The following is a 24,783-nucleotide window of genomic DNA, read 5'->3' on the forward strand; positions in this document are numbered from 1 at the left end:
TGTCGGCCCTGACGCCCGTTGGTATTGCGTTGGCCGCTATAAAAAACAAAGCACTTCAACACCTGATGGAATCCAGCCAGCTGCTGGATGCCTGACGGATTCAGGCCCGACAACGGTTCACGCCGACAGCGCCTGCTCGACCGCCAGTTTGGCTTCTTCCAGACTGCTGAAAAACCGTGTGGGCTGGGGCATAGCCTTGGGCAGATGGGGTGGCGCTGGCCACAGGCGCTCATCCATCCAGACCGCCGTCCAGCCGCCAATGTCCTTGCGCTTGATGGAGCAAAGTGCTTGCCCGTCCATCATGGCTGTCCAGGTGGTCGGCGGGTTATGGTCCCAGGTGACGTGTGTCATGGCGCCCTCTCGCGGTTGCTGGGCCATTGTAGGAAGCCTGCGCCGAATTGGGCAACGGCATTCACCCACCCCACCCTGGCGGCGGAATTGCGAAGTCGCGGAACGACAGCAGGCGCCCACATGGCGCCCGTGTTCGTCAGCCAGCGGCCATCGCGCGTCGTGCAGCTTGGGCCACGCTGGAAGCGTCTACGCCAAAAAATTGGCGCAGTGCAGCGCGCGTGTCGCTGCGTCCAAATCCGTCCGTGCCCAGGGTCACATACTTGCGGCCCTCGGGGACAAGCGCCCGCACCGTCTCGGGCACGGCGCGCACGTAGTCGGTGGCTGCAATCACGGGCCCGCGTGTTGGGGCCAGCTGCTGCGTCAGCCATGCGGATGCAGGCGCGGATTCGCCCGCCAGCCAACGCTGCTCGCACGCCACACCATCGCGCGCCAGCTCGCTCCAGCTGGTCACGCTGAGCACGGTCACATCCACGCCTTCTGCGGCCAGCAGTTCGGCGGCCTTGACCACCTCGGTCAGGATGGCGCCAGAGCCCATCAGGGTGACGGATTTGGATGAAATCGTGATCTCGCGCTTATCTATCAAGCGCGAGTAGCTCTTAAAAACATAGCAACCACGCAGCACACCTTCTGCCGCACCGGCGGGCAGATCGGGCTGGGCGTAGTTCTCGTTCATCAGCGTCACGTAGTAGAAAACGTCGCGCTGCTCGGTCACCATCTCGCGCATGCCAGCATCGATGATCACGGCCATCTCGCCCGCAAAGGCCGGGTCGTAAGCCTTGCAGTTGGGGATGGTGGCGGCCACCAAGTGGCTCGAACCATCCTGGTGCTGCAGGCCCTCTCCACCCAGCGTGGTGCGGCCCGACGTGGCGCCCAGCAAGAAGCCGCGCGCACGCTGGTCTGCAGCGGCCCAGATGGCATCGCCCACGCGCTGGAAGCCAAACATCGAGTAGTAGATGTAGAACGGCAGCATCGCCAGGCCGTGCACGCTGTAGCTGGTGGCCGCAGCGGTCCAGCTGGCGATGGCGCCTGCCTCGCTGATGCCTTCTTCCAGAATCTGGCCGTCCAGCGCCTCGCGGTAGCTCAGCACCGAGCCGATGTCCTCGGGCGCATAGCGTTGGCCCACACTGCTGTAGATGCCGACCTGCTTGAACAGATTGGCCATGCCGAAGGTGCGCGCCTCGTCGGCAACGATGGGCACGATGCGGGGGCCCAGCGTGGCGTCCTTGAGCAAGGTACCCAGCATGCGCACGAAGGCCATGGTGGTGCTCATCTCCTTGCCATCGGCCTGCAGCGCGAACTGGGCGTAGCTTTCGATGGCAGGCACGGGCAGCGCGGCGCAGGTGGTCTCTCGGCGCGGCAGGTAGCCGCCCAGGTTCTGGCGATGGCTGCGCAGGTAGCGCATCTCGGGGCTGTCTTCGGCAGGTTTGAAGAAGGCGAGGCTCGTAGCCTGCTCGTCGGACAGCGGCAGGTTGAAGCGGTTGCGGAACTCGATGAGGTCGGTCTCCTCCAGCTTCTTCTGGCTGTGGGTGGTCATCTTGCCCTGGCCGGCAGTGCCCATGCCGTAGCCCTTCTTGGTGTGCGCCAGGATCACCGTGGGCTGGCCTTTGTGGGCGCTGGCTGCGGCATACGCGGCGTGGATCTTCACCAGGTCGTGCCCGCCGCGCTTCAGGCGGTCAATCTGCTCGTCCGTCATGCCCTGGGCCAGCGCGGCCAGCTCGGGGTTCTGGCCGAAGAAATTGTCGCGGTTGAAGCGGCCGTCTTTGGCGGCAAAGGTTTGCATCTGGCCGTCCACCGTGCCTTCAAGCGTGCGCACCAGCGCGCCGGTCAGATCGCGGGCGAACAGGCCGTCCCAGTCGCTGCCCCACACGAGCTTGACCACGTTCCAGCCAGCACCCGCGAACAGGCGCTCCAGCTCGTCGATGATGCGGCCGTTGCCGCGCACGGGGCCATCCAGCCGCTGCAGGTTGCAGTTGACCACCCAGACCAGGTTGTCCAGGCCCTCGCGCGCGGCCAGGGTCAGGGCACTCATGGATTCGGGCTCGTCCATCTCGCCATCGCCGAACACGCCCCACACCTTGCGCTGGCTGCAGTCGAGCAGATTGCGGTGCGTGAGGTAGCGCATGAAGCGCGCGTGGTAGATGCTGCTGATGGGGCCGATGCCCATCGAGCCGGTGGGGAACTGCCAGAAGTCCGGCATCAGCCACGGGTGCGGGTAGCTCGAAAGGCCTTGTGCGCCCGCAGCCGGAGCGGTCAGCTCCTGGCGGTAGTGCATGAGGTCTTTTTCGGACAAACGCCCTTCGAGGAATGCACGTGCATACACGCCCGGCGCGCTGTGGGGCTGGAAGAACACCAGGTCGCCCCGGTGCTGGCCTTCACCCACACCCTCACGTGCACGGAAGAAATGGTTAAAGCCGCTCTCGAACAAGTCGGCCGCGCTCGCATAACTGGCGATGTGGCCACCCAGTTCGCCATACGCCTGGTTCGCGCGCACCACCATGGCCAGCGCGTTCCAGCGCACGATGGAGGCCACGCGCTCTTCGACGGCCAAGTCGCCGGGGAACACGGGCTGGTCCTGTACCGCCACAGTGTTCACGTACGGCGTGTTCAGGTCGGGCTGCCAGCCAATCCGCTGCGCACGCGCCACCCGCACCAGCTCTTGCAGCATGTGCCGCGCCCGCTCGGGGCCTTCGGTGGCGACCAGGGCCAGAAAGGCGTCGCGCCATTCGGCGGTCTCCTGGGGGTCAGTGTCGGCCAGGGCATCCTGGGTATGGAGCAGATAGGAAGGCAAGGGGGCATTCATAGGAGCACACTCTAGAAGGATTTGCAAAAAATGTGATGCCGAATCGCGAAAATTGGCCATCTATAGCAGCACAATATTCCACCAAAACCCAATATTGCAGCACATGAAGCTTGACACCACCGATCTGCGCATACTGGCCGAACTGCAGGCCGATGGCTCGCTCTCCAACGTGGAGCTGGCCCGGCGCGTGCATCTCTCGCCGTCTCCCTGCCTGGCACGCGTGAAGGCACTGGAGACCGAGGGTGTCATCGCCCGTTATGTAGCGCTGGCCAACGCCGCCGCACTGGGCCTGGGACTGAACGTGTTCATCAGCATCAGCCTGAAAAGCCAGAGCAAGGAAGCGCTGGCCGACTTTGAACAGCGCATTGCCGAGCACGATGAGGTGATGGAGTGCTACCTGATGAGCGGCGACTCGGACTACCTCATCCGCGTGGCACTGCCCGACATTGCGGCGCTGGAGCGCTTCATCGTCGAACAGCTTTCCCCCATTCCAGGGCTGGAGAAGATCCGCTCCAGCTTCGCGCTCAAGCAGGTGCGTTACAAGACCGCGCTGCCGCTGCCGCAGTCTTCCCCGTAGTGGGCTCGGCCTTGAAATCCAGCGCCTGCACCAGGTCCAGTGCCTGGCCAATATCGGCCAGCAGGTCATCCAGGTCCTCCAGGCCAACCGACAGGCGCACCAGCCCTTCGGCAATGCCATGGGCGGCACGCTGCTCGGGCGTGTAGGTGGAATGCGTCATGCTGGCCGGGTGCTGGGCCAGCGTCTCGGCATCGCCCAGGCTCACGGCGCGGGTGACGAGCTGCAACGCGTCCATGAAGCGCACGCCCGCCTGCAGGCCACCACGCAGCTCAAAAGCGATCATCCCGCCCATCTGGCGCATCTGCTGCTTTGCCAGCGCGTGCTGGGCAAAGCTGGGCAGGCCGGGGTAGTGCACGGCCGCCGCAGCCGGGTGGGCGGCGATGAAATCGGCCACTTTCTGAGCGCTCTGGCAGTGGCGGTCCATGCGCAGCGCCAGCGTCTTGAGGCCACGCATCACAAGGTGCGCGTCCTGCGCCGACATCACAGCACCCGTCATGTCTTTAAGACCATACAGGCGCACGCGCTGGGCCAGTTCGGCATCGGCAAACACGGCCGCGCCTGCGGTCAGGTCACCATGGCCGCCGAGGTACTTCGTCATGGAATGCACGCTCACATCGGCACCCAGCAGCAGGGGCTGCTGCAGGTAAGGCGTGCAGTAGGTGTTGTCCACCACCACCTTGGCGCCCTGGGCGTGGGCCAGGGCCGAAACGGCGGCAATGTCCACCAGCCGCATGTTGGGGTTGGCCGGGGTTTCCAGGTAGACCACGCGCGTCTTCTGGCTCAGCGCGGCGGCCACGTGGACTGGGTCGGTCATGTCCACATGGCGCACGCTCACGCCAAAGCGGCCCAGCCCGTGGTGCAAAAACGAGAAGGTGCAGCCATACAGCGTAAGGTCGGCCAGGATTTCATCGCCCGGCTCCAGCATGGACCACAGCGTGGCCGTGATGGCCCCCATGCCCGAGCCGAACACCACGGCGCCTGCGCCCTGCTCCAGGCTGGCCAGGCGCCCCTCCAGCAGCGCCAGCGTGGGGTTGGCGATGCGGGTGTAGAAGTAGCCGGGCTCCTCGCCTGCAAAGCAGCGCGCGCCATAGGCCACATCGGGGAAGGCAAAGGTGGCCGAGGTGTGGATGGGTGGCACCAGTGCGCCCTGGTGGTCGGCCGGGTTGTAGCCGTGGTGGATGGCGCGGGTGCTGAAGCCGGTGGCGGATGTGCGGGTCATGGTGGTCTCCTTGGAATAAGAAGATTCTTCAACCCATCAACGGGTAAGTTTTCGCCTTATTTGCCTTTCATACGATCAAAGAAGGCAAAATTTGCCTCAAATTACCCAATTAGCAGGACACACTGCCATGCACCCTCATCCGCTCGACCCTGTGGACCGCACGATCCTCAACGCCCTGCAACGCGATGGTCGCGCCACCGTGGGCGATCTGGCCGAAGCGGTTTCGCTGTCCACCTCCCCGTGCTGGAGGCGCGTGCGCGCGCTGGAGGATGCGGGCGTGATTGCGGGCTACCACGCACATCTGCACCGCCAGCGTGTGGGCTGGGGCGTACTGGGCTTTGTGCAGCTGGCGCTGCACGACCACACGGCTGACACCACATCGGCCCTGGAGCGCGAGGTCATGGCGATGCCCCAGGTGTTGTCGTGCCACAACCTTTCGGGCCGCTACGACTACCAGCTGGAGGTGGTGGCGGCCGACCTCGCATCGTTTGCCGACTATGTGCGCACCCATGTGCGCAGCCTGCCCGGCGTGCGTGAGATTTCCACGAGCTTCTCGCTCAAGGAGGTCAAGCGCACCATGGCACTGCCGCTGTAGCCGACGCGCAGCAGCTACTCACATCCTTCACCGCTGGGGGAGCTGCAACTCGCTGGTTGCCACGCGCTTGCGCAGATCACGGACCAGCGCTTTCGCGCGCGCCTGGTTCGCAGGCCCCATGCGCACCAGAATCTTCTGCCCGCTGGAGAGCGATTCCAGCGCCGGGTCCACAAACTCATAGCGCACCCACGGGCGCAGGTTGGGCACATCGGTGTTGACGGGCGTGAGCTTCACGCGCAGCGGGCTTTTGGGCTCGGGCGCCAGCAGCAAGTGGTCCAGTACGGCCACCAGGCGGTCGTTGAAGTAGCGCTTGGGGTAGCCCAGCTCTTCATACGCCTGCTGGAACAGCGGGTACAGCCGTGCGTACAAGGCCACGGCAGGCTCCAGGGGCACGGCTTCGGCAAAGGTCAAAAAGGCGCTGTAGCGGGCGGCATTGGTGGTGGCAATCGTGGTGGGTGCATCGCCCTCGCCATCCACCACAAAGCGCTGCGGCATGGGCTGTACCGGCCACATGCGCGACGGGGCCTGGGCGCGGCCCAGGTTGTCTACCGTGGCCACCACGCGGCGGACAAAACCTTCGGTCAACAAGAACGACGCGACCTTGTCGCTACCCAGCAATTCGGCCAGCAGCTCCGCCACTCGCTTGTCGGATTCAGCCAATACGGGCAAGGCAGTATCTACCGGGGCCAGCGCATCCACAGGGTTCTGGGGACCCGATGCCTCGGGCATGGGCGGTGGGGCCACGGGCGCTTCGGGTGCGCTGGCCACGGGGGGCGGCGCACCCGGGGCCTCCACCGGGCGCAGCCAGAACCACCAGGCGGCTCCGGCGCCGACCGCACAGGCCAGCACGGCGGCAATGATCCACGGTGTGGAGGATGCGCGCGGTGGCGCGGGGCGGAACTCGGCGGTTTCGTTTTCAGGCATCGGATCTCCTTCAAGACGGGAACAACCCTTGTCCGAGCGGCTGCGGCGCAGGGCGTTCCCTATCAATCCCCCTGGGGATCTGCTTGATTGGAAACCTGCTGGATGAGGCGCCGGTAACGCGATGTAGACCGCGCCCCGGAAGCCCGCGACTAAAACGCCGTTGGCGTTGTCGACAATGACTCCAGCCACGCCACCGTGGCCGCCAGCTCAGAAGGTCGGATCTCGTGCGCGCTGGGGAACTCGTGGTACGTCACCGTCACCGGCAGCGGCGCCATGTGGTGCGCGATGGCCTGCGCGTGGGCCAGGGGGATCACGTTGTCGTGCGTGCCGTGGCTCAGCCACAGCCGTTTGCCCCGCAGCGCGTCGGCGGGCGCACTCAAAGGCACCACCTGCTGCAGCAGCCGGCTGTGCCACACCAGCGCGGCCTGCATCAGCGCGGGCCGGGTCAGCAGCAGCGACAGCGCCATGATGCCGCCCTGGCTGAAGCCGCCCACCACCACGCGCTCGGGCGGAATGCCCAGTTGCTCGGCGGCAGACTCGACCGCCTGGGCCACCAGGGCTCGGCTTTGCGCCTCTTGCTCTTCGTTGATGGTGCGCTCGCCACCGGGCTCGATCGAAAAATCAAACCACGCGTGCGCGCCCGGCCCCATGCGAAACGGCGCGCGCAGGCTCAGCACATGAAACCGCTCGGGGATCTGCGGCGCCAGGCTGAACTGGTCCTGCTCGTTGCTGCCCACGCCGTGCATCAGCACCAGCAGCCAGGGGCGGGGGGTGGTGGAAGCAGCGGGGCGCTGCAAAAATGTGAGCGGTAGATTGAGCATAGACAAGCGCCAGCGGCATTTTTAGCTAAAAAACTTGCTTAACCCGCCCGTCCTGCGACAGGCTCCAGGGCAAAAGCATCCATCGACAGCATGCTGTACATCACCTCGCGGCTCAAGTAGTTTGCGTGCAGATCGTCGCCCGCCGCGCCCAGCGCGAAGAAGATGGGCAAGAAATGGTCTTCGGTCGGGTGGGCGCGGCTGGCATGGGGGGCCTGGGTACGGTAGTTGAGCAGCGCGGCCGTGTCGCCACGGGCCAGCGCGTCCTCGATCCAGCGGCTGAACTCCAGCACGTAGGGCGCGGGCGCACGCTCGCCGCCAAAGAATTCGGCCAGGTTGTGCGTCATGCTGCCGGACCCCACCACCAGCACGCCCTGGCTGCGCAGGCTGCGTAGCGCGGCACCCAGTGCATACACATCGGCCGGGCCTGCGCCCACGGGCAGAGCCACCTGCACCACGGGCACGTCGGCCTGCGGGAACAAATGCATCAGCGGCACCCAGGCGCCATGGTCAAAGGGGCGCGCGGCATCGCCCTGTGCGGCCACACCGGCGGCCTGCAGCAGGCCCAGCACCTCTTGCGCCAGCGCAGGCGAGCCTGAGGCGGGGTATTGCAGCTGGTACAGCGCGGGCGGGAAACCGCCAAAGTCGTGCCACGTGGCGGGCTGCGGGCCGGTCATGACCTGGGCAGAACGCGCCATCCAGTGCGGCGACATGATGACCACGCCCCGCAGGCCAGGGTACTGCGCCTTGAGGTTTTCACCCCACTGCGTGAGCGCCGGGCCGGTCGTGCCAGCATCGATGGCAAACAGCGGCGCGCCGTGCGATACGAACAAGGCGGGAACCACAGCGGGAGCAGTGAGAGGGGCTTGGGCAAAAGCAGTCATGGCAATTCCATCCGTGAATGCAATGAATGTAGGACTGATAGCACCTGATACCAAGCCCTGCTGGCCAGACAGATTGTTCTACAGGTGATGCCAATGCGCCATGGACGAGGGCCTTGTAGATACCCAACACACAGGGAGCCCCGGTTCAAGACCCGTCGCGCACCCTGCCCCGCAGTGCCTTGGTCTCGCTGCGCTGGGTTTTGCCCTCCAGCCGCCGCTGTTTCGACCCGTAGGTGGGTTTGGTGGCGCGGCGCACCCGGGGCGGCACGGCCACAGTGTTGACCAGCGCGTTCAGCCGCGCGAGCGCATCGGTGCGGTTCTGGTCCTGGCTGCGGTACTGCTGGGCCTTGATGACCACCACACCCTCTTGCGTGATGCGCGTGTCGCGCAGGGCCAGCAGGCGCTCTTTCACGTCCTCGGGCAGCGACGATGCTGCCACGTCAAAGCGCAGGTGGACTGCGCTTGATACCTTGTTGACGTTCTGCCCACCCGCGCCCTGGGCGCGCATGGCGGTGATTTCTACCTCGTCCTCAGACACCTGCAGGGGCATTGGCGGGGCCATATATCTACGGATCTATGGGTCCCCTTACCGCCTGGCGTCAGGCCGCAGGCTGCTGGGCCAACAACTGGGCCAGGCCGTCAATCGCCAGGCCATAGCCCAGCACGCCAAAGCCACACATCACCGCCTTGGCGGCTGCCGCCATGTACGAATGGTGGCGGAACGCCTCGCGCGCATGCACATTGCTGATATGCAGCTCAATCAGCGTGATGCCGGTACCCTTGGTGGCATCGTGCAACGCAATGCTGGTGTGGGTGTAGGCCCCGGCGTTGATGACCACGCCCGCCAGCTCGCCCGCTGCGTGCAGGCGGCCTGCCTCGTGAATCCAGTCCACCAGCGCGCCTTCGTGGTTGCTTTGGTGAAAACGCAGCGCAAAACCATGGCGCTCGCACGCATCGGCGCACAGTTTTTCGACATCGGCCAGCGTGGCCGCGCCATACACAGCGGGCTCGCGCGTGCCCAGCAGGTTCAGGTTGGGGCCATTCAGGACAAAAACGGTTTTTTTCTTCACAGACATGCGGCACTCCGGGGGCGTTGCGCCTGCCACGCTGGCAGGCCAGAGTGCGCGATTATGCGGCGCCCCGCGCGCACCGTGCGCGCGCCAAAATTCCCGCGTCAAAAGAAAAGCGGCCCCGAAGGGCCGCTGTAAAAGGCAGCCTGTGCAAAGACGCTGCCTGTGAGCGACTGGCGCCCAAGAGGTTGGTTACACAACGCGGCAACTCGGTCAGGCTGCCAGCGGATCAGACCAGGATCAACGATCCCAGCGGCCGTGGCCATACCCATGGCCATATCCGTGGTGGCGGTGGTGCCGATGGTGGCGGTAGCCGCGATCACCGTAGTACACGACCGGGGGCGGTGCGTAATACGCTGGGGGAGGCGCGTAGTACACGGGCCGAGGGGGTGCGTAGTAAACGGGCGGGGGCGGCGCCACATACACCGGGGCGGGGGCGTAGTAGCCATTGCTGGCCCCCACCACCACGCCAGGCACGCCAATGCCAACCGACCAATTTACGTCGCGGGCCTGGGCTGCGCCCGTGCCGGCCAGCAATGCCAGCGCCACGCCAGCCGAAGCGGCCATGGCATAGATAGAACGGGTTTTCGTCATGGAAATCTCCTGTTTGAGCGAGGGCAGCCAGCCAAATGGACTCACCTCACCGGTACATAACGCACCAAGTAGGCAAAAGGATGGCACAAAATCGTCTTTACGTTGTGTCTGGACGTATACGCGCCTGTTTCTATGCGTAAACCATCACGAAACCGGCGCCTAAAATGGCTGTATGAGCACCCCCTCCCCCGCCAATACCGCCGCCACTGCAACTTCTGCGGCCCCTGAAACCGTCAAGCCCAGCAACTTTTTGCGCCAGATCATCGAGCATGACCTGGAAAAAGGCACCTACACCAACCGCCGCTGGGCAGGCACCCCCGGCGACGCCGCCCACCACGCCCAGGGCGAGCCCGACCCCGCCAAGATCCGCACCCGCTTCCCGCCCGAGCCCAACGGCTACCTGCACGTGGGCCATGCCAAGAGCATCTGCATCAACTTTGGCCTGGCGCGCGACTACGGCGGCATCTGCCACCTGCGCTTTGACGACACCAACCCCGAAAAAGAAGACACCGAATACGTCAACAGCATCATCGACGCGGTGAAATGGCTGGGCTTTGACTGGAACGGCGCACCCGACGCCGCTCCCTACCAGGCCAGCGACTACTTCGACTTCATGTACCGCGCCGCCGAATACCTGATCGAAGCCGGCCACGCCTACGTGGACGAACAGACGGTGGAGCAGATCCGCATCAACCGGGGCGACTTCAGCAAGCCCGGCGTGGACAGCCCCTTCCGCAGCCGCACCCCGGCCGAAAACCTGGCCAAGTTCCGCGAAATGCGCGACGGCCAGCATGAAGATGGATCGATGGTGCTGCGCGCCAAGATCGACATGGCCAGCCCCAACATCAACATGCGCGACCCGGCCATCTACCGCATCCGCCGCGCCACCCACCACAACACAGGCGACACCTGGTGCATCTACCCCATGTACACCTACGCGCACCCCATCGAGGACGCGCTGGAACAGATCACCCACAGCCTGTGCACGCTGGAGTTTGAAGACCAGCGCCCCTTCTACGACTGGCTGCTGGAGCGCTTGACCGAAGGTGGCCTCCTGGCCAGCCCGCCCCCCCGCCAGTACGAATTTGCGCGCCTGAACCTCACCTACGTCATCACCAGCAAACGCAAGCTCGCCCAGCTGGTGTACGACCACAAGGTCAGTGGCTGGGACGACCCCCGCATGCCCACCATCGTCGGCCTGCGCCGCCGCGGCTACACGCCCGCCTCCATCCAGACCTTTGCCGAACGCATCGGCGTGACAAAGTCCGACAGCTGGATCGACTACAGCACCCTGGAAGGCTGCCTGCGCGAAGATCTGGAGCTGAAGGCCCACCGTGGCATGGCCGTGCTCAACCCCGTCAAGCTGGTGCTGACCAACTGGGACGACGTGATGGGCGCAGGCCACCTGGAGCCCTGCAGCCTGCCCGCCCTGCCCCACCCGCCCGAAGGTGTGGAAAGCCCCGTGCGCCACTTCACCATCGGCAAAGAAGTCTGGATCGAGCGCGAAGACTTTGAAGAAGTGCCCCCCAAAGGCTACAAGCGACTCTTCCCCGGCAACAAGGTGCGCCTGAAGGGCGGCTACGTCATCGAATGCACCGGCTGCACCAAGGATGCTGACGGAGTCATCACCGAAGTGCTGGCCACCGTGGTGCCCGACACCAAGAGCGGCACCCCCGGCGCCGACAGCGTGAAGGTGAAAGCCGCCATCACCTGGGTGGGCGTGGCCGACGGCGTGAACGCCGAAGTGCGCATGTACGACCGCCTGTTCCTGGACGCCCACCCCGATGCGGGCGGCAAGGACTTCATCGAAAGCCTGAACCCCAACAGCCTGAAGGTGGTGACCGCCATCGTGGAGCCGTCATTGGCCAATGCGAAGCCGGATGACAAGTTTCAGTTTGAGCGGCATGGGTACTTTGTGGCGGACCGTATTGACCACAAGGCGGATAAGCCGGTGTTTAACTTGGCGGTGGGGTTGAAGGATTCTTGGGGAAAGTGAAAAAGATCAAAAAATATGGGGAGGCATAAATGAGCACGGAGAACTTGGAGATTAATCAGATAGTCGCGGATGTCGCTCAGACAGCCCCGCAATCACAAGCGAAATTAACGGAATTTTTTGCGGAAGACTTGATTGGATATTTACAAGCGATCAAAAAACTCTCCAATACTTCTGGTGCGACGTGGTTTCGAGGACAAAGCAAACGCAGCTATCACTTAGAGCCCGGCCTCTATAGACATCCAGCAATAAAAGGCCTCTCCAACTCTCACAGCAAGGCTGCCGAGCTTGAATCGAAACTAATGGAAAGATTCAAAAATCACAGCGTCCCCTATGTTGGACATAAATTTGTTCACGAAGACGAATGGGCACAGCTATTCTTCATGCAACATTATCGCGTTCCAACAAGATTATTGGACTGGTCTTACAGTCCGCTGGTAGCTCTCCATTTCGCATTATCGGGCGCCACAAGTAAACCGGATAGCTCAGATGCGGCATGCGCGGTTTGGACTCTGCACCCTGAAACTTGGAATGGAGCAGCACTTTCACACCAGTCAGCCCCCTCGAAAATTTACGGCACTGATTCTGATGAAATAAAGCCATACAAAGCCGGAGCAGCTTTCAAACTTCAGACCGCCGATGCAATCGCAATTGAGGGGATTCACAATAGTCCAAGAATTGTTGCGCAACAGGGTGCGTTCACAATTTTCGGCCCTACCACGAGCCCGATGGAAGAGCAATTCAAGTCCAACGCTTACCCAAACGCCTCACTTGGAGTGATCACCATTAAATCCGAGCATGTGCAGGGTATGACCAAGGAGCTAATTGATGCAGGCATCTTGGAAACTACAATTTACCCTGACTTAGAAGGCTTAGCCTGCAGGCTAAAGCGCGAACTATCTTTTGGGGCGTAACACATGAATAACTCAAAATTTCGAATTCAGGAGCTCGACCGCAGAACCTTGTCCTGGTGGAAGAATAGACGAGATCGAATTGATATGGAGCCACCATATCAACGCAAGGGACGCCGCTGGTCCAAATCAGACAAGCAATATTTAATTGATTCCATCGTCAACGGCTTTGATTTACCCAAATTTTATGTAACTGATTTCACTTGGGGACCTTCCGACCTTAACCGCAATGCCTCCGCTTACGCAGTAATCGATGGCAAGCAAAGATTTGAAGCAATTTTCGATTTTTTTGATGGAAAAATTGCACTTTCAGAAGACTTTAAATATATTGCCGACCCAAATATAAAATTAGCTGGCTTAACACTAGAGCAACTTCGCCAGCAATTCCCTGGGATAGCGGAAGAATTTGAGAATTTCAACCCCATCATAATGGGAGTAGTTACTTCGGATAAGCGCTTCATTGAAGAGCTTTTCGTTAGATTGAACAGAAGCCGCCCATTGACAGGCGCAGAAGTTAGAAATGCTATGGCTGGTCCAGTTCCAGATTTGGTCAGACAAATATGCAGCCATGATTTCTTCACATCCAATTCAAAATTCCCAAAAGGCTCCGGTCAAGATCTCAATCTTGCGGCAAAGATCCTTATGTTTGAGCAATTGGGAAGAATTGAAAACACAAAGAAGGAAAACTTAGATCAATTTACTTCAGTATCGTCGTCCGACAACGATATCACACTGACAGAAACATTAAAATCTGTACTCCAGAATTTGGACAGAATGACCGACATCTTCTTTTTTGAAGATGATCTACTTCGATCTGAAGGCCCAATTCCAGTCTATTACTGGTTTATTCGCAGTTTGAATTCGGAACAGCACTGGGAAGCAAGAGATTTTATAGAAACTTTTACTGGATGGGTAAAATCAAAAGACAAGTCATCAATATATCCAGACGATTTATCTTCAGATTTGGAAACATATTCAACTGCACTGCGATCAGTCAACGACAAATCCAGTCACGAGAAAAGATTTGAGCTTTTAAGTAAGTGGTTTGCGATTTGGGTATCTAGGTCGCACCGTTGATGCAGCCCCATTCAGTTCTTCTCTTCTGGTTCACCGAGCTCACTCCCCAGAAGCACTTTGCAAAGGACACGGAGCTAGACGCAACTATCCGCACCCGCTTCGGCCCCACGCTGGAGGCCGCAGCCCGCTGTGAACTGTTCACCTGGCGCGCCACCCCAGAAGGCCGGTTGGCAGAAATCCTGGTGCTGGACCAGTTCTCGCGCAACGTGTACCGCGACACCGCCCGCGCCTTTGCGCAAGACACCTTGGCCCTTGCCCTGGCGCAAGAGCTGGTGGCCAGCGGGCAGGACCGCAGCCTGCCCACGGCGCAGCGCGTGTTCGCCTACATGCCGTACATGCACAGCGAATCTGCCGTGATTCATGAGCAAGCGCTTGAGCTGTTTGCGCAGCCGGGCATGGAAAACAACCTGGACTTTGAGCGACGGCACAAGGCCATCATCGACCGCTTTGGGCGCTACCCGCATCGCAACGCGCTGCCGGGCCGCACCTCCACGGCCGAAGAACTGGCGTTTCTGAGCGAACCGGGGTCGTCGTTCTGACTCGGGCGCTATCTCGGCCCAAACCGCTCCTCTATTGATAGCTGCCAGCGCATATCCTTCTTGCGCTACAGGCCAATTTCATTCAAAACAGCTCCAGCAGCAAAGCCCATCCATGACGCCTCCGTTCACTCCCACCTTCGTCCATGTGCCGCCTGGCCCGGTGGCAGGTTCGTTGCAGCTGGTGCACATCAACGCTGCCGCAGTGTCCGTCCACACCGCCGATGGCGCGCATGTGGGCTCGCTCAAGCTGGTTGGCGGGGTCTGGAAGTTCAAGGCCATGGGCTACGACGCTGCGGGCCGCATGGAGCCGGGCCACGGCCCGCTGACGGAGCAGCACAACATGCAGTTCGCCACGCTGGATGCGGCCGAGGTGAGTGCGCGGTTGCTGAGCGCTTTGGAAAGCAATCCATAAATCCCACTCGCGCACCAAACCCTTCTTGCTTCCAATTTGATGGCAACAAAGGCAATACCATCAAGCGGAAATGGCCAATTTTGCCTCTATTTCCGCTCCACCAACGCCCGCAACGGCTGCCCGCCTGTGGACAGCTGAAACACCAGCCCCATGGCCTGCACCTGCCAGCCCTGCTTGGCAACTGCGGGGCTGAGCTGGAAGCCCGCCATCACGCAATCGGTCGTGCGCACCTCGCCTGCTTCGGGCGGGCTGCCCAGCATCTGGGTATAGGTCTGCGGCGGTTGCTGCGTCTGAGCTTGCGGTGACGGCGCCGCCTGCCCTTCTTTCAACAGCACCAGGTACGCCCTCACGCGCGCGATGGGGGCTGCTGGGTCGGCGCCGTCGGGGCGCAGGGTGAGGGGGAAGTCGGGCACGGGCGTGGCCGGGTCAAACACCAGCTGGGGCGTGAATTCGGCCTTGGTGGGTGCGCCGTTGCTCTGGGCCCAGTGCAGGCGCAGGTAGGGAGGGGGTTCCTGGGCGGACCACATCAGGTGCACGTCGTTGCCGTGGGTGCAGTAGCTGGGGTGGGCCACGGGGTGGGGGTGCGTGGGCCATTGGCCGCCGCCGTGGCGCTGCTCCACGCGCAGCAGGCGGGTGTTGGGGGTGCCCAGCAGTGACTGGGTGTAGATGAGCCCCACGCCGTGCAGCTGGTAACGCTGCACGGGCTGCACGGTGTGGGCCAGCGGGTTGCTGGCGGGCAGCTCGCGGCGCTGGGCCACGTCGCGTGCGGCGGTTTGCAGGGCGCTTTGCGCCAGCAGGCTGGCATAGACGGGCACGGCGGCGATGGCCAGGCCGGTGAAGCCCAGCACCAAGCTTTCGGCGCGCGAGAGTGCGGGCCGCACCCAGCGCCCGGCCAGCACATGGCCGCCAAACCACACCACCGGCCCCAGGGTGTAGAGCGACAGCACAAACACGCCCAGCGCAGCGGGCCCGCCCACGGCGCGCGCGGGCAGCAGCACGGCCGCCACCGCCAGAAGCGCGGCCAGCACCGACACCAGGCGCACCGCCAACCAACTGCCCACGCGGCGGCTGGGCTTGAAGTAGCGGCTCTCCAGCCACAGCAGCGCTACCACCACGGCCAGCAGCCCGGCGGCCATGCGCCACCAGGCCTGCTGCTCGGCGGCGGGCATGCGGGCGAAGGTGTCCAGCATCTGGGGCCAGTCCATGGGCGTCTCTGTTCAATGCGGGTGGTGGGTGGGCTTGGGCTTTGGTGCTTAAGCGCCTCAGCGCCCTATTGCTTCTATTTTTATAGCTATCAGTGCTTATCTATCAGGCGGTAGCGGCCAATTTGGCCCTCAAAAAAAAAGGTGGTACAGGTTTACTGCGCCCCACACACAAACTCCACCGCCGCGCACACCGCCGCCACCTGCGCCGCGATGCACTGCTCGGGTGTGGCGCGCGGGCTGTCGGGGTAGACCTCGGTGGTCGTGGTGTAGCGCGCCCCGGTCACGCTGGCGCACAGGCCCCAGGCCTTGAATTCGTAGCGGATCACGCCGGGCTCGGTCACGGGCGAGCCGATGATTTCGTTCTTTTCATCGGACGGCGCGATGTGCGTGACGCGGCCCACGGCCTCGATGATGGCTTGCTGGAAGGCGGGCTGCGGGTTCTCGGTGTCGTCCACCAGGTAAAAGCCGTCGGGAATGCTGCCGGGCTCGAACACCTTGCCGTCGCGCGCGGCCACGGCGGGGCGGTATTCGGATTCGTCGGTGTCGGTGGTTTCGTGCAGATCGATGTGGGCAGTGAACTGGCCATATTGGCCTTGGTGCTGCGCCACCAGCCGCATGAGGGCGAGGGATTCCTGCGCGGAGGAGCCTTCTTTGAACGAGCGGTTGGGGTCGATGGCGTCGAAGTTCCAGCGCTGAAACCGCTCATACGCCCAGGGGCTGACGCAGGGCACCACCAGCAGGTTGGCACGGCCCGCAAAGCGTTCGGCCTGGGTATCTACAAAACGCAGCGCGCCGTGCACGCCGCTGGTTTCGTAGCCGTGCACGCCGCCGGTGATAAGCACGCTGGGCAGGCCAGGTTGCCAGTTGCGGCTGCGGATGGCGCGCAGCGGAAAGCGCTCGGCCGGGTGCTGAGCATCGGCATAGACAACATCGCCATACAGCTCCACATCAAACCGGCCCCGCAGTGCCTCGATGGCGGTGAGCACGTCGTCGGCGTAGCTGCGCTGGCGCACCTGGCGCGCGCGCCACTGGTCGCGCTCTGCGGCGCCCCAGGGCTGGCCGGGCGTGCCGATGGGATAGGTGTGGGTTTCTGGCATGGGTGCGTGGGTGTGTAGATATTGGATGGGTTGCCCAGGCAGAACCTGGGGAGGTGCAGGGCATTCATAGAATACCGCGATGCCCTTCCCCCTGATCCGGCCCCTGCGGCTGGCTACCTCGTCCTTGGTTCTGCTGCTCTGCGCCCTGGTCGCCCACGCACAGAATGCCCCTCCACCCGCCGCCCCCCCGGCAACTCGCCCTGCGGGCAGTGACCCGGCAGACGGCACCACACCGCCACCGGGGGCCGCTGCAGCCTCTGCCCCCACCGAAGCGGATGCCGCCCTGCTGTCGCGCGATGCCCGGCGCATTTATGAGCTGTCGCGCGACAAGCTGGTGCAGATCCGCACGCTGCTGCGCAATGCCAACACGCAGGCGTCGATTGGCTCGGGTTTTTTTGTATCGGCCGATGGGCTGATCGTGACGAACTTCCACGTGGCCAGCCAGCTGGCGCTGGAGCCCGAGCGCTACCGGGGTGTGTACGTGACGATGGAGGGGCAGGAGGGCGAGGTGGAGCTGCTGGCGTTTGACGTGCAGCGCGACCTGGCCGTGCTGCGCGCCAAGGGCCGCACGGCCGCTGCGCCGGTGCTGGGCTTTCGGCCCGCCGACGAGGCGCTGGCACAGGGCGAGCGCATCTACTCGCTGGGCAACCCGCTGGACATTGGCTTTGCCGTGACCGAGGGCACCTACAACGGGCTGGTCAAGCGCAGCTTTTACCCGCGCATCTTTTTTGGCGGCACGCTCAACCCCGGCATGAGCGGCGGCCCGGCGGTGGACGATGCGGGCCGGGTGCTGGGCGTGAACGTGGCCAAGCGGCTCGACGGCGAGCAGGTCAGCTTTCTGATCCCGGCCGAGTTTGCGCAGGCGCTGGTGCAGCGTGCGGCCAACGCCCAGCCCATCACCCAGGCCGCGCATGCCGAGATGACGCGACAACTGATGGAGCACCAGCAGCTTCTGACAGACCGGTTCCTGAAAGCGCCGTTTCGCGAACAGCGCCACGGCAACTACCGCGTGCCCGTACCCGACGACGCGCTGGCGCGGTGCTGGGGATCGGGGCGCGACCCGGCGTTTCCGGGCCTGAACCTGGAGCGCACGCAATGCCGGGCCGACAGCGATGTGGTGGCGGGTGAATTCAACACCGGCGCAGTGCGCCTGAGCTATGAGGCCTACAACGCCCCCACCCTGGGCGCTGCACGGTTCGCGCGGATGTTTTCCCAGAGCTTTGCCAACGAACAGCTGCAACGGCGCGGCAACCGCCACCAGACGGCCGCAGAGTGCACCGAGCGCTTTGTGGACCCCGGCAGCCTGCCGCTGCGCGCGGTGGTCTGCCTGTCGGCCTACCGCAAGCTGCCCGGTCTGTACAACATGACTGTTCTGGCCGCGTCCATCAACCAGCCTACGCAAGGCGTGCTGGGCCGCCTGGACGTGCAGGGCATCGCCTTTGACAACGGCATGAAGCTGGCCAGCCACTACCTCAAGGCCTTCCGCTGGGAGGCCGCACCATGAGCACGATGCCGACCACCCTGGGGCTTATCGAAGCCTTTGACCGCCACGGCGCGTTGCTGGCGCGCGCGCCTATCACGCGCTGGCCCGTGACGGTGGGCCGGGCGCTGGACTGCGACCTGGTGCTGGACGACCCGTTTGTGGCGCCCCGGCACCTGCGCATCGACCGCGCGGTGAACGAGCCACGCACCGTGCAGATCGAGGTGCTGGAGACGCGCAATGGCGCACGCCTGCAGCGCAAGCAGCACGGCCCGGGCGAGCACTTTGACTGGCCCGATGCCACGCCCATCGACCTGGGCCACACCCACATCACGCTGCGCCTGGCCGATGCGCCGATTGCCGACGAGCAGCCGCTGCCGCAGTTTCCGTGGCGCACGGTGGGGACCACGGCGGCGCTGGTGGCGCTGGTGCTGCTGGTGGGGCTGGGGGAGTCGTGGCTGGATGCACGCGACACTTCGCAATACCTGAAGGCTGTGCCGGGCGTGTTGCTGACGCTGCTGGTGGTGCTGGGCGCCTGGTCGGGCGTGTGGGCGGCGGCCAACAAGGTGTTTGCGGGCCACCTGCAGTTCTGGCGCCACGTGCGCATTGCCTGCGTTGCGGCCCTGGGGGTGGATGTGGTGCATCTGGTGGCCCACCTGACCGCATTCGTTTTCTCGCTGGAGGTTTTTTCGCAGTTCGCCAGTGTGTTGATCGTGCTGGTGCTGGCTGGTGCGCTGTATGCCCACCTGGCGACCGTGCTGCCGCGCCGCCGCGTGGGCCTGGCGTGGATGGTGGCTGCAGTGGTGGCCCTGGGCGTGCCGTCGTGGCTGGGTGCTCAGTGGCTCAACAACATGCGCTTGTCGCAAACGCTATACATGAGCAGCCTGTTCCCGCCCAGCCTGCGCGTGGCCCCGGCCGTGCCGGTAGAGCAGTTTCTGCAAGAAACCGAGTCGCTGCGCAGCAAGCTGGACCGCCGCCTGAGCGATGACGGCCAGGCGGACGATGACGAGTAAAAAGTAGCACCGCGCAGAGCGCTTCACCGCAGCCCTACTACCCGCGTCTATCCCATCCACCCATGCGCCGCCGCAAGCTCCACCACCACGTCTACGTGGTCGAACTCTCCAAAGACGTGCTGCTGGAGCCGCGCTTTCGCCGGTGCAACCCGGGCTACATCGAGGGCAAGCCCTGCGTGTATGTGGGCATGACCGGGCTGGACCCGGATGTGCGCTTTGACAAGCACAAGGCGGGCATCCAGGCCAACCGGTTTGTGACGCAATACGGCCTGCGCCTGCTGCCCGATCTGTACGAAGGCTTCAACCCCATGAGCTACGAGGATGCAGTGGACCGCGAGATCGAGATCGGTATTGACCTGCGCTCGGCGGGGTTTGGGGTGTGGCAGGCGTAAGCACCCGCCACCGCACCGCTACTTCCATACCATCGGTTTTTACTCCTCTTTTGGTAGCTACAAGTGCTTATCCATAGAGCGGAAGCGGCCAATTTCATTCAAATTTTCACTCCTATCACCATCCCATGAACTTCACAGACCGCCTCAAGCAACTCCCCTCCGCCAGCCACCTCACCGCCCTGCACCTGCTCGGCCCGGATGGGCAAGTGCTGGCCACCATCGAGAACAAGCCCGGACAGACCGGGTCGCTGGTGGTGTATGCCGCGTTGGCTGCCTTGTACGGCGGCCGCATCACGCCTGCGGCCGCCACCCTGGGGCTGGAGTGGTATGCCGAGCATGTAGCCGATGCGCGCACCTTCCCCGGCAAGCACCCCAACATTGACCGGCTGCTGGCCTGGGCGCAGGGCAGCGAGAGCTTTGGGGTGCGGACGGTTGTGGCCTGAAAGGCTGAGGCTTTGCCAAAAAGTTGGCCGTTACAACAGCGGCGTGTCGAAAACGCGCAGGTCCGTTCGTCGTAGGGGTGTGAACACGTTGAATAACCGATATGGTTTGGCGGTTCACGCTTTCATCCACCACAGATCTACACCCCAAGGAGACCCGAGCATGACGACCAACACCAACACCAACACCGGTACCGTCACCCTGCACCGCGTGCTGCGCGCCCCGGCAGAGCGCATCTACCGCGCCTTTCTGGACCCAGACGCCATGTGCAAATGGCTGCCGCCCCACGGGTTTACCGGCCGGGTGCTGAGCATGGACGCACGCGTGGGCGGGAGTTACCGCATGCAGTTCACCAACTTCAGCAGTGGCGGCACGCATGCGTTTGGCGGCGAGTATGTGGAGCTGGTGCCGGGCGAGCGCATCGTGCACACCGACCGGTTTGACGACCCCAACCTGCCGGGCGAGATGCGCACCACGATCCAGCTGACAAAGGTGATCGCGGGGACCGAGGTGTCCATCGTGCAGGCGGGCATCCCGGCGGTGATCCCCACCGAGATGTGCTACGTGGGCTGGCAGGAGTCGCTGCAGCTGCTGGCGCTGCTGGTGGAGCCAGAGATTCCGGGCGAATAACTCAGACGCCCAAAGCCTCAGGCCCTGATCACTTCAACCACTTGTCTGCCGCCTGCTTGATGGTGCCCCGGCTGTCCACCAGGCCCCACACAAAGCCCATCACACGCACATAGTCGGCATCGTCGGTGGGCAGCATGAAGCCCAGGTAGTTCTTGGGCGTGAGCGGTGCGTCCACAAATGCGGCGTGCAGGCGCGGGTCGGCCTTGGCGTAGTGCAGGGCTTCATACGTCTCGGTGATCATCACGTCGCCCTTGCCATCGGCGATCAGCGCGGGGATCTCGGCGTTCTTGTCGTGCGTGCTGACCTGGGCAGTTTTCAGGTTGGCCAGCACATAGGTTTCGTTGGTGCCGCCGGGGTTCTTGATGACGCGCACGGCGGGCTGGTTCATGGCGTCCACGCTGGTGTATTTGGCCTTGTCGGCCGTGCGCACCAGGGCCACTTTGCCAAAGGGAGCGTAGCCGGGCAGCATGTCAAAGATGCGCATGCGGTTGACGTTGCGGGTGATGCCGCCCACGGCCACATCGAACTTGTCGCCCTGCAGGTCCTTCACCAGGTTGGGCCAGGTGGTGGGCACGTATTCGATCTTCACGCCCAGCTCCTTGGCCATGGTTTCGATCACATCGATGTCGTGGCCGCTGTAGCCCGCGTCGGTCTTGATGGCAAACGGGCGGTAGTCGCCGGGCGTGCCCACGCGGATGACCTTGGCCTCCATGATCTTGTCGAGCCGTGGGCCGGCTTGTGCGGCCTGGCTGAAGGCGAGGGTGGCGGCCACGGCGGCCAGGGCAAATACTTTTTTGGCGATCATTGGGCGAGACTCCGAAGGAAGAGGGATAGGCTGTGCAACTGCAAACATCTGCGTGAGCGGTGCGCAACAAAAGGATACAGCAGCCCCTCGCTACGCAGCGTGCCCAGCGAGTCGGCCGGATGAGGTCCACCAGTTCAAGGCACGCCGCACCCGTATCCATAGTCTGCACACTGCCGTCTGCCTTGAATTGAACCGCGCGCGACTGCGGTCAACGTGGCAAATGAAGACGACGGCCAAGCAGCAGGGACTCAACCCCGCCGCGCAGCGACGCCGGAGGTCTGCCTGACTTCAGCGGCTGAGTTCGGGCACGGTGCCGCTCATGACCTCGGTGGCGCCCAGCACGTCCTCGCGCAGGCGCCGGGCCCGCTCCTGCGTCGCAGGCAGGCCGCCAAAGCGCATGGCGCAGTAGTTCTCCAGCGCCCGACTCAGCCAGGTGTGGGCCAGTGGCGCAAGCCCTTTCGCAGAAGACCAGTGCTCGCGCACGGACTGCCCGCGCAGCGGCGGGTGCCGGTAGGCGCGCAAGCACCAAGTCATGGCGCGGGCAGACAGCTGCATGGACTGTGCAGGACACCACCGCGACAGGCCCCACGCCACAGCCAGTGCCAGGCGCACGCCCCATCGATGGCGCCGACGCCACAGCAGCCATGCCAGGACCACGAAAACCAGCCATAGCAATAGACCGAGCAGACTGCTTGCCCCGCCGCTGCCCGGTGGAGGCGGCTGCATGGACGTGTCGTCCTGCCCGCCAGTCCCCACCGCGCCACCTGGCCCGCCGCTGCCTTTCCACCAGTTGCGCAGCGCCTGGGCTGCGTCCAGCGCCCCGTTGATAGCACCGCGCTGCCACTGTGGAGCGAACGGGTCGCGGCCAGCGTCCCGCATGGAATCCAGCATGCGATCCCACTGCGATGGGGGCGTACCGGGCTGTAGCCGCGACTGCCCCTGGCGCGGAGGCGCCCCCCAGCCGGAGCCCTTGCCACCCGCACCACCTTGACCGCCCTGCCCCCGGGCGCGTTGGTCCGCATCAGGGTCGCTCTGCTTCCCGAAAGGCGGTTCGAACAAACCCGGCGTATCGCCACCTGGCAGGAAGCCAAAACCGAGCACCGGCGGCCGGGGTGCAAACAGGAACAGTGTGGTAGCAATGGCAAAGGACACCGCCACGAAACCTGCAGTCATCGACAGCTTGGTCCAGCGCGACAGGTCTACGCCTTCGGCATGAAGCCAAGCAAGCGTCAGCGCACCGCACAGCCAGGCCGGCCCCAGGTAGAACCACAGGCTCCAGTCGGCAGCGTAGTGCGTGGTGGTCAGAAAACATACCGTGAAGATCACGGTCATCGTGAGGTACAGGTCACGCCGCGTGCGCAGCTGGGCGGCCCGCGCGCCCATCACGACCAGCAGCACCATGCACACCCAGCGCGGGAAGGAGAAGAGAAGGATGCCAGGGAACACCGCCAGCACAAAGCCCAACAGACCCAGCACCTGCCACTGCCTGCGGCCTGCGCCCTCGGGGCCGCGCTGGTTGAACACCCCAGCGCCAAAGCCAAGTGCCGCCCACACCAGCCACAGCAGACAGGCAAAACCGAAGGCCCGATAGCTCCGTTCCACGTAACAGAACGCAAAGGCTGTGAACAGATAGCTAAGCCCTGCGAACACGATGGCGCCCCGACTCTGCAGCGGGGCCGACGGTTCTTTGTCCGCCCGGCGGGTGCTGCCCCTGGTGGGTACGGGCTGCACGCCGGTGGAGGCCAGGGCGGATGCATTGCCGGGTGTGCTGCCAGACCTCATGGTGCCTCCATCCAGCTGACTGCACCGGCCCGCTGGGCCACGGCCTGCAGGCCCTGGGCAGCTACCAATTGCGCCGGACCAACAACATGTCCCAAGGCGATGCACACCACCACTGCGCAGGCAACGCCCTTCAACTCTGCCAGCGCTGCTGCCAGGTCGGCCTGCACCATGTCGCCCGGCACGACCAGCGCGATCTGATCGCCCACCCTTGCAACCGCAGCCACGCGCATGCAGGCTTCGCACAACTGGGCAGGACTTGCTGGCTGCGCCGCAGCCAGGGCCGTGCGCACCAGGGCAGCGCCCTGCACAGGCTCGCCATCGCCCGCCAAATACAGAAATGCCTGTGCACCGTGTCCTTGGGCTGCATCGAAAACCCCCGCCGCCAGGCGGATGGCCTGCTCCCCCGCGCTGGCGGGGTTGCCCAAGGCTGGCGCCGCAGGCGCATGCACAGCCACCCGCAGGACCACGGCCCCCAGTTGCTGGAAGTGCTGGATCACCAACTCGCCCACCCGGGCTGAAGCGCGCCAGTTCACCCGTCCTACTGAATCGCCCTGCTGGTACTCGCGCAACAGGCCCAGCTCGAACGATTGGCCCGTGTGGCGGGTGGCGAGCGTGCCCGAGGGGTCGGGCGATACATTCCAGGGCAGCGGCCAATACATCGCTTGGGGCTTGGGCAGTACATGCACTGCGATACCGGTGTGCTGCATGGCATGCCGGGCCTGCACCAGGCCCAGCGGGAAGCCACTGGCCAGACGCACGGCAACCAGCCGGTAGTGACCCCGGCATGCAAACCGCACTTGCCGGCCCAGTTCAACGGCCTTGCCTGTGCGAACGACGGGAATCGTATGGCGCAGTGTCAGGTGACGCCCGGCCCATTCCCATTCGGTCTCCACGTCCACCATGAAGGCGGGCCAGCGCACGCTGCGCTCCACCACGATGCCAATGTCGCACCCAGCGCCTTCGATCACTTCCCCACCCAGACCATCGGCCCGCAACCGCACGGCCATGCCGCGCAGCGAAAGCCAGGGCAGCACGAAGCCCATCACGGTCACGGTGGCGAGGAACAGGAACATGCCGTAGACCATGGGGTCTCGGCGGTTGAGCGCCGCCAGCAGCAGCGTGCAGCAGAACGCGAGCAGTACGCGTGATCGGGTCAGCAGTCGCTCCATGGGCG

Annotated in this window: 26 protein-coding genes; 12 read left to right on the forward strand and 14 right to left on the reverse strand. The window is 63.9% G+C overall.

What is annotated here, in order from left to right; all coding sequences use genetic code 11:
• Positions 1 to 117: 117 nt before the first annotated feature.
• The gene (locus tag C8C93_RS11695; RefSeq protein WP_055393558.1) at positions 118 to 351 is read right to left on the reverse strand and encodes a hypothetical protein; all 234 of its coding nucleotides are present in this window, start codon (positions 349 to 351) and stop codon (positions 118 to 120) included.
• A gap of 136 nt (positions 352 to 487) precedes the next feature.
• Positions 488 to 3,151: an alpha-ketoglutarate dehydrogenase gene (mdeB, locus tag C8C93_RS11700; protein ID WP_121507007.1), complete on the reverse strand. Its 2,664-nt coding sequence runs from the start codon at positions 3,149 to 3,151 to the stop codon at positions 488 to 490.
• A gap of 103 nt (positions 3,152 to 3,254) precedes the next feature.
• On the opposite strand from mdeB, the gene C8C93_RS11705 reads away from it, so the two are divergent.
• Positions 3,255 to 3,728: an Lrp/AsnC family transcriptional regulator gene (locus C8C93_RS11705; RefSeq protein WP_055393562.1), complete on the forward strand. Its 474-nt coding sequence runs from the start codon at positions 3,255 to 3,257 to the stop codon at positions 3,726 to 3,728.
• Here C8C93_RS11705 and C8C93_RS11710 read toward each other — a convergent pair.
• Complete coding sequence (locus C8C93_RS11710; protein WP_121507008.1) at positions 3,676 to 4,947, reverse strand: methionine gamma-lyase; 1,272 nt, start codon at positions 4,945 to 4,947, stop codon at positions 3,676 to 3,678. The genes C8C93_RS11705 and C8C93_RS11710 overlap by 53 nt on opposite strands.
• 127 nt (positions 4,948 to 5,074) lie before the next feature.
• Here C8C93_RS11710 and C8C93_RS11715 point away from each other — a divergent pair, with 127 nt between their 5' ends.
• Complete coding sequence (locus tag C8C93_RS11715; protein WP_008903283.1) at positions 5,075 to 5,542, forward strand: Lrp/AsnC family transcriptional regulator; 468 nt, start codon at positions 5,075 to 5,077, stop codon at positions 5,540 to 5,542.
• A 27-nt stretch (positions 5,543 to 5,569) separates the two neighbouring features.
• Here the strand turns inward: C8C93_RS11715 and C8C93_RS11720 are convergent, their stop codons facing one another.
• The 6 genes from C8C93_RS11720 to C8C93_RS11745 all read right to left on the reverse strand — a co-directional run bounded on the left by C8C93_RS11720 (position 5,570) and on the right by C8C93_RS11745 (position 9,832).
• On the reverse strand, positions 5,570 to 6,466 hold the full coding sequence (locus C8C93_RS11720) for a DUF3014 domain-containing protein (protein WP_121507009.1): 897 nt from the start codon (positions 6,464 to 6,466) through the stop codon (positions 5,570 to 5,572).
• A 149-nt stretch (positions 6,467 to 6,615) separates the two neighbouring features.
• Positions 6,616 to 7,287 (reverse strand): alpha/beta hydrolase, encoded by a 672-nt coding sequence (locus tag C8C93_RS11725; RefSeq protein WP_121507010.1) that lies wholly within the window; start codon positions 7,285 to 7,287, stop codon positions 6,616 to 6,618.
• 38 nt (positions 7,288 to 7,325) lie between these two features.
• The gene (locus C8C93_RS11730) at positions 7,326 to 8,168 is read right to left on the reverse strand and encodes a class III extradiol ring-cleavage dioxygenase (RefSeq protein WP_121507011.1); all 843 of its coding nucleotides are present in this window, start codon (positions 8,166 to 8,168) and stop codon (positions 7,326 to 7,328) included.
• A gap of 145 nt (positions 8,169 to 8,313) precedes the next feature.
• On the reverse strand, positions 8,314 to 8,718 hold the full coding sequence (gene arfB / locus C8C93_RS11735) for an alternative ribosome rescue aminoacyl-tRNA hydrolase ArfB (protein ID WP_233559357.1): 405 nt from the start codon (positions 8,716 to 8,718) through the stop codon (positions 8,314 to 8,316).
• 49 nt (positions 8,719 to 8,767) lie between these two features.
• Positions 8,768 to 9,244, reverse strand: a complete 477-nt coding sequence (gene aroQ / locus C8C93_RS11740; RefSeq protein ID WP_010460374.1) for a type II 3-dehydroquinate dehydratase — start codon at positions 9,242 to 9,244, stop codon at positions 8,768 to 8,770.
• Between the two features lie 234 nt (positions 9,245 to 9,478).
• On the reverse strand, positions 9,479 to 9,832 hold the full coding sequence (locus C8C93_RS11745; RefSeq protein WP_055393575.1) for a hypothetical protein: 354 nt from the start codon (positions 9,830 to 9,832) through the stop codon (positions 9,479 to 9,481).
• 172 nt (positions 9,833 to 10,004) lie between these two features.
• Between C8C93_RS11745 and C8C93_RS11750 the strand changes: the two genes are divergently transcribed.
• From C8C93_RS11750 to C8C93_RS11770, 5 genes are all read left to right on the forward strand, one after another.
• The gene (locus tag C8C93_RS11750) at positions 10,005 to 11,828 is read left to right on the forward strand and encodes a glutamine--tRNA ligase/YqeY domain fusion protein (protein WP_121507013.1); all 1,824 of its coding nucleotides are present in this window, start codon (positions 10,005 to 10,007) and stop codon (positions 11,826 to 11,828) included.
• Positions 11,829 to 11,857: 29 nt separating this feature from the next.
• Positions 11,858 to 12,739: an FRG domain-containing protein gene (locus C8C93_RS11755; protein WP_121507014.1), complete on the forward strand. Its 882-nt coding sequence runs from the start codon at positions 11,858 to 11,860 to the stop codon at positions 12,737 to 12,739.
• Positions 12,740 to 12,742: 3 nt separating this feature from the next.
• The gene (locus C8C93_RS11760; protein ID WP_121507015.1) at positions 12,743 to 13,813 is read left to right on the forward strand and encodes a DUF262 domain-containing protein; all 1,071 of its coding nucleotides are present in this window, start codon (positions 12,743 to 12,745) and stop codon (positions 13,811 to 13,813) included.
• On the forward strand, positions 13,813 to 14,352 hold the full coding sequence (locus C8C93_RS11765) for a DUF924 family protein (RefSeq protein ID WP_121507016.1): 540 nt from the start codon (positions 13,813 to 13,815) through the stop codon (positions 14,350 to 14,352). Before C8C93_RS11760 ends, C8C93_RS11765 begins: the two co-directional genes overlap by 1 nt.
• A 112-nt stretch (positions 14,353 to 14,464) precedes the next feature.
• The gene (locus C8C93_RS11770; RefSeq protein ID WP_121507017.1) at positions 14,465 to 14,764 is read left to right on the forward strand and encodes a hypothetical protein; all 300 of its coding nucleotides are present in this window, start codon (positions 14,465 to 14,467) and stop codon (positions 14,762 to 14,764) included.
• 86 nt (positions 14,765 to 14,850) lie between these two features.
• Here C8C93_RS11770 and C8C93_RS11775 read toward each other — a convergent pair whose 3' ends face one another.
• Together C8C93_RS11775 and C8C93_RS11780 are read right to left on the reverse strand one after the other, a co-directional pair.
• A complete protein-coding gene (locus tag C8C93_RS11775) occupies positions 14,851 to 15,969 on the reverse strand; it encodes a hypothetical protein (RefSeq protein WP_121507018.1) in 1,119 nt (372 codons plus the stop codon).
• 152 nt (positions 15,970 to 16,121) lie between these two features.
• Positions 16,122 to 17,066 carry a M14 family metallocarboxypeptidase gene (locus C8C93_RS11780; protein WP_121507019.1) on the reverse strand — a complete coding sequence of 315 codons (945 nt, stop codon included), beginning with the start codon at positions 17,064 to 17,066 and terminating at the stop codon, positions 16,122 to 16,124.
• Positions 17,067 to 17,145: 79 nt separating this feature from the next.
• Between C8C93_RS11780 and C8C93_RS11785 the strand changes: the two genes are divergently transcribed.
• The 5 genes from C8C93_RS11785 (at position 17,146) to C8C93_RS11805 (ending at position 21,022) form a co-directional block, all read left to right on the forward strand.
• Positions 17,146 to 18,570 (forward strand): serine protease, encoded by a 1,425-nt coding sequence (locus tag C8C93_RS11785; protein WP_121507020.1) that lies wholly within the window; start codon positions 17,146 to 17,148, stop codon positions 18,568 to 18,570.
• Complete coding sequence (locus C8C93_RS11790; protein ID WP_228894406.1) at positions 18,567 to 19,559, forward strand: FHA domain-containing protein; 993 nt, start codon at positions 18,567 to 18,569, stop codon at positions 19,557 to 19,559. The genes C8C93_RS11785 and C8C93_RS11790 overlap by 4 nt, the downstream gene beginning before the upstream one ends.
• A gap of 62 nt (positions 19,560 to 19,621) precedes the next feature.
• Positions 19,622 to 19,951: a hypothetical protein gene (locus tag C8C93_RS11795; RefSeq protein ID WP_010460358.1), complete on the forward strand. Its 330-nt coding sequence runs from the start codon at positions 19,622 to 19,624 to the stop codon at positions 19,949 to 19,951.
• Between the two features lie 125 nt (positions 19,952 to 20,076).
• Complete coding sequence (locus C8C93_RS11800; RefSeq protein ID WP_121507022.1) at positions 20,077 to 20,394, forward strand: DUF2322 family protein; 318 nt, start codon at positions 20,077 to 20,079, stop codon at positions 20,392 to 20,394.
• A gap of 160 nt (positions 20,395 to 20,554) precedes the next feature.
• Positions 20,555 to 21,022, forward strand: coding sequence for an SRPBCC family protein (locus C8C93_RS11805; protein ID WP_121507023.1), 468 nt, complete (start codon positions 20,555 to 20,557; stop codon positions 21,020 to 21,022).
• Positions 21,023 to 21,050: 28 nt separating this feature from the next.
• On the opposite strand, the gene C8C93_RS11810 is transcribed toward C8C93_RS11805, so the two are convergent.
• The 3 genes from C8C93_RS11810 to C8C93_RS11820 form a co-directional block, all read right to left on the reverse strand.
• A complete protein-coding gene (locus C8C93_RS11810) occupies positions 21,051 to 21,827 on the reverse strand; it encodes a transporter substrate-binding domain-containing protein (protein WP_121507024.1) in 777 nt (258 codons plus the stop codon).
• 288 nt (positions 21,828 to 22,115) lie between these two features.
• Positions 22,116 to 23,609 carry a DUF3488 domain-containing protein gene (locus C8C93_RS11815; protein ID WP_121507025.1) on the reverse strand — a complete coding sequence of 498 codons (1,494 nt, stop codon included), beginning with the start codon at positions 23,607 to 23,609 and terminating at the stop codon, positions 22,116 to 22,118.
• On the reverse strand, positions 23,606 to 24,778 hold the full coding sequence (locus tag C8C93_RS11820) for a DUF58 domain-containing protein (protein WP_121507026.1): 1,173 nt from the start codon (positions 24,776 to 24,778) through the stop codon (positions 23,606 to 23,608). Before C8C93_RS11820 ends, C8C93_RS11815 begins: the two co-directional genes overlap by 4 nt.
• Positions 24,779 to 24,783: the final 5 nt, after the last annotated feature.

Origin of the sequence: Acidovorax sp. 93, from assembly GCF_003633835.1 — a bacterium.
Lineage (GTDB): Bacteria > Pseudomonadota > Gammaproteobacteria > Burkholderiales > Burkholderiaceae_C > Acidovorax > Acidovorax facilis.

Bases quoted from the DNA above. Each gene is read 5' to 3' on its own strand.
- C8C93_RS11770 (WP_121507017.1), top strand. From the start codon at position 14,465: ATGACGCCTCCGTTCACTCCCACCTTCGTCCATGTGCCGCCTGGCCCG.
- C8C93_RS11755 (WP_121507014.1), top strand. From the start codon at position 11,858: ATGAGCACGGAGAACTTGGAGATTAATCAGATAGTCGCGGATGTCGCT.
- C8C93_RS11710 (WP_121507008.1), bottom strand. From the start codon at position 4,947: ATGACCCGCACATCCGCCACCGGCTTCAGCACCCGCGCCATCCACCAC.
- C8C93_RS11795 (WP_010460358.1), top strand. From the start codon at position 19,622: ATGCGCCGCCGCAAGCTCCACCACCACGTCTACGTGGTCGAACTCTCC.
- C8C93_RS11725 (WP_121507010.1), bottom strand. From the start codon at position 7,287: ATGCTCAATCTACCGCTCACATTTTTGCAGCGCCCCGCTGCTTCCACC.
- C8C93_RS11715 (WP_008903283.1), top strand. From the start codon at position 5,075: ATGCACCCTCATCCGCTCGACCCTGTGGACCGCACGATCCTCAACGCC.
- C8C93_RS11705 (WP_055393562.1), top strand. From the start codon at position 3,255: ATGAAGCTTGACACCACCGATCTGCGCATACTGGCCGAACTGCAGGCC.
- C8C93_RS11730 (WP_121507011.1), bottom strand. From the start codon at position 8,168: ATGACTGCTTTTGCCCAAGCCCCTCTCACTGCTCCCGCTGTGGTTCCC.
- C8C93_RS11820 (WP_121507026.1), bottom strand. From the start codon at position 24,778: ATGGAGCGACTGCTGACCCGATCACGCGTACTGCTCGCGTTCTGCTGC.
- C8C93_RS11810 (WP_121507024.1), bottom strand. From the start codon at position 21,827: ATGATCGCCAAAAAAGTATTTGCCCTGGCCGCCGTGGCCGCCACCCTC.
- C8C93_RS11815 (WP_121507025.1), bottom strand. From the start codon at position 23,609: ATGAGGTCTGGCAGCACACCCGGCAATGCATCCGCCCTGGCCTCCACC.
- arfB (WP_233559357.1), bottom strand. From the start codon at position 8,718: ATGCCCCTGCAGGTGTCTGAGGACGAGGTAGAAATCACCGCCATGCGC.
- C8C93_RS11785 (WP_121507020.1), top strand. From the start codon at position 17,146: ATGCCCTTCCCCCTGATCCGGCCCCTGCGGCTGGCTACCTCGTCCTTG.
- C8C93_RS11790 (WP_228894406.1), top strand. From the start codon at position 18,567: ATGAGCACGATGCCGACCACCCTGGGGCTTATCGAAGCCTTTGACCGC.
- C8C93_RS11805 (WP_121507023.1), top strand. From the start codon at position 20,555: ATGACGACCAACACCAACACCAACACCGGTACCGTCACCCTGCACCGC.
- C8C93_RS11780 (WP_121507019.1), bottom strand. From the start codon at position 17,066: ATGCCAGAAACCCACACCTATCCCATCGGCACGCCCGGCCAGCCCTGG.
- C8C93_RS11775 (WP_121507018.1), bottom strand. From the start codon at position 15,969: ATGGACTGGCCCCAGATGCTGGACACCTTCGCCCGCATGCCCGCCGCC.
- C8C93_RS11800 (WP_121507022.1), top strand. From the start codon at position 20,077: ATGAACTTCACAGACCGCCTCAAGCAACTCCCCTCCGCCAGCCACCTC.
- C8C93_RS11750 (WP_121507013.1), top strand. From the start codon at position 10,005: ATGAGCACCCCCTCCCCCGCCAATACCGCCGCCACTGCAACTTCTGCG.
- C8C93_RS11765 (WP_121507016.1), top strand. From the start codon at position 13,813: ATGCAGCCCCATTCAGTTCTTCTCTTCTGGTTCACCGAGCTCACTCCC.
- C8C93_RS11760 (WP_121507015.1), top strand. From the start codon at position 12,743: ATGAATAACTCAAAATTTCGAATTCAGGAGCTCGACCGCAGAACCTTG.
- C8C93_RS11720 (WP_121507009.1), bottom strand. From the start codon at position 6,466: ATGCCTGAAAACGAAACCGCCGAGTTCCGCCCCGCGCCACCGCGCGCA.
- C8C93_RS11745 (WP_055393575.1), bottom strand. From the start codon at position 9,832: ATGACGAAAACCCGTTCTATCTATGCCATGGCCGCTTCGGCTGGCGTG.
- C8C93_RS11695 (WP_055393558.1), bottom strand. From the start codon at position 351: ATGACACACGTCACCTGGGACCATAACCCGCCGACCACCTGGACAGCC.
- mdeB (WP_121507007.1), bottom strand. From the start codon at position 3,151: ATGAATGCCCCCTTGCCTTCCTATCTGCTCCATACCCAGGATGCCCTG.
- aroQ (WP_010460374.1), bottom strand. From the start codon at position 9,244: ATGTCTGTGAAGAAAAAAACCGTTTTTGTCCTGAATGGCCCCAACCTG.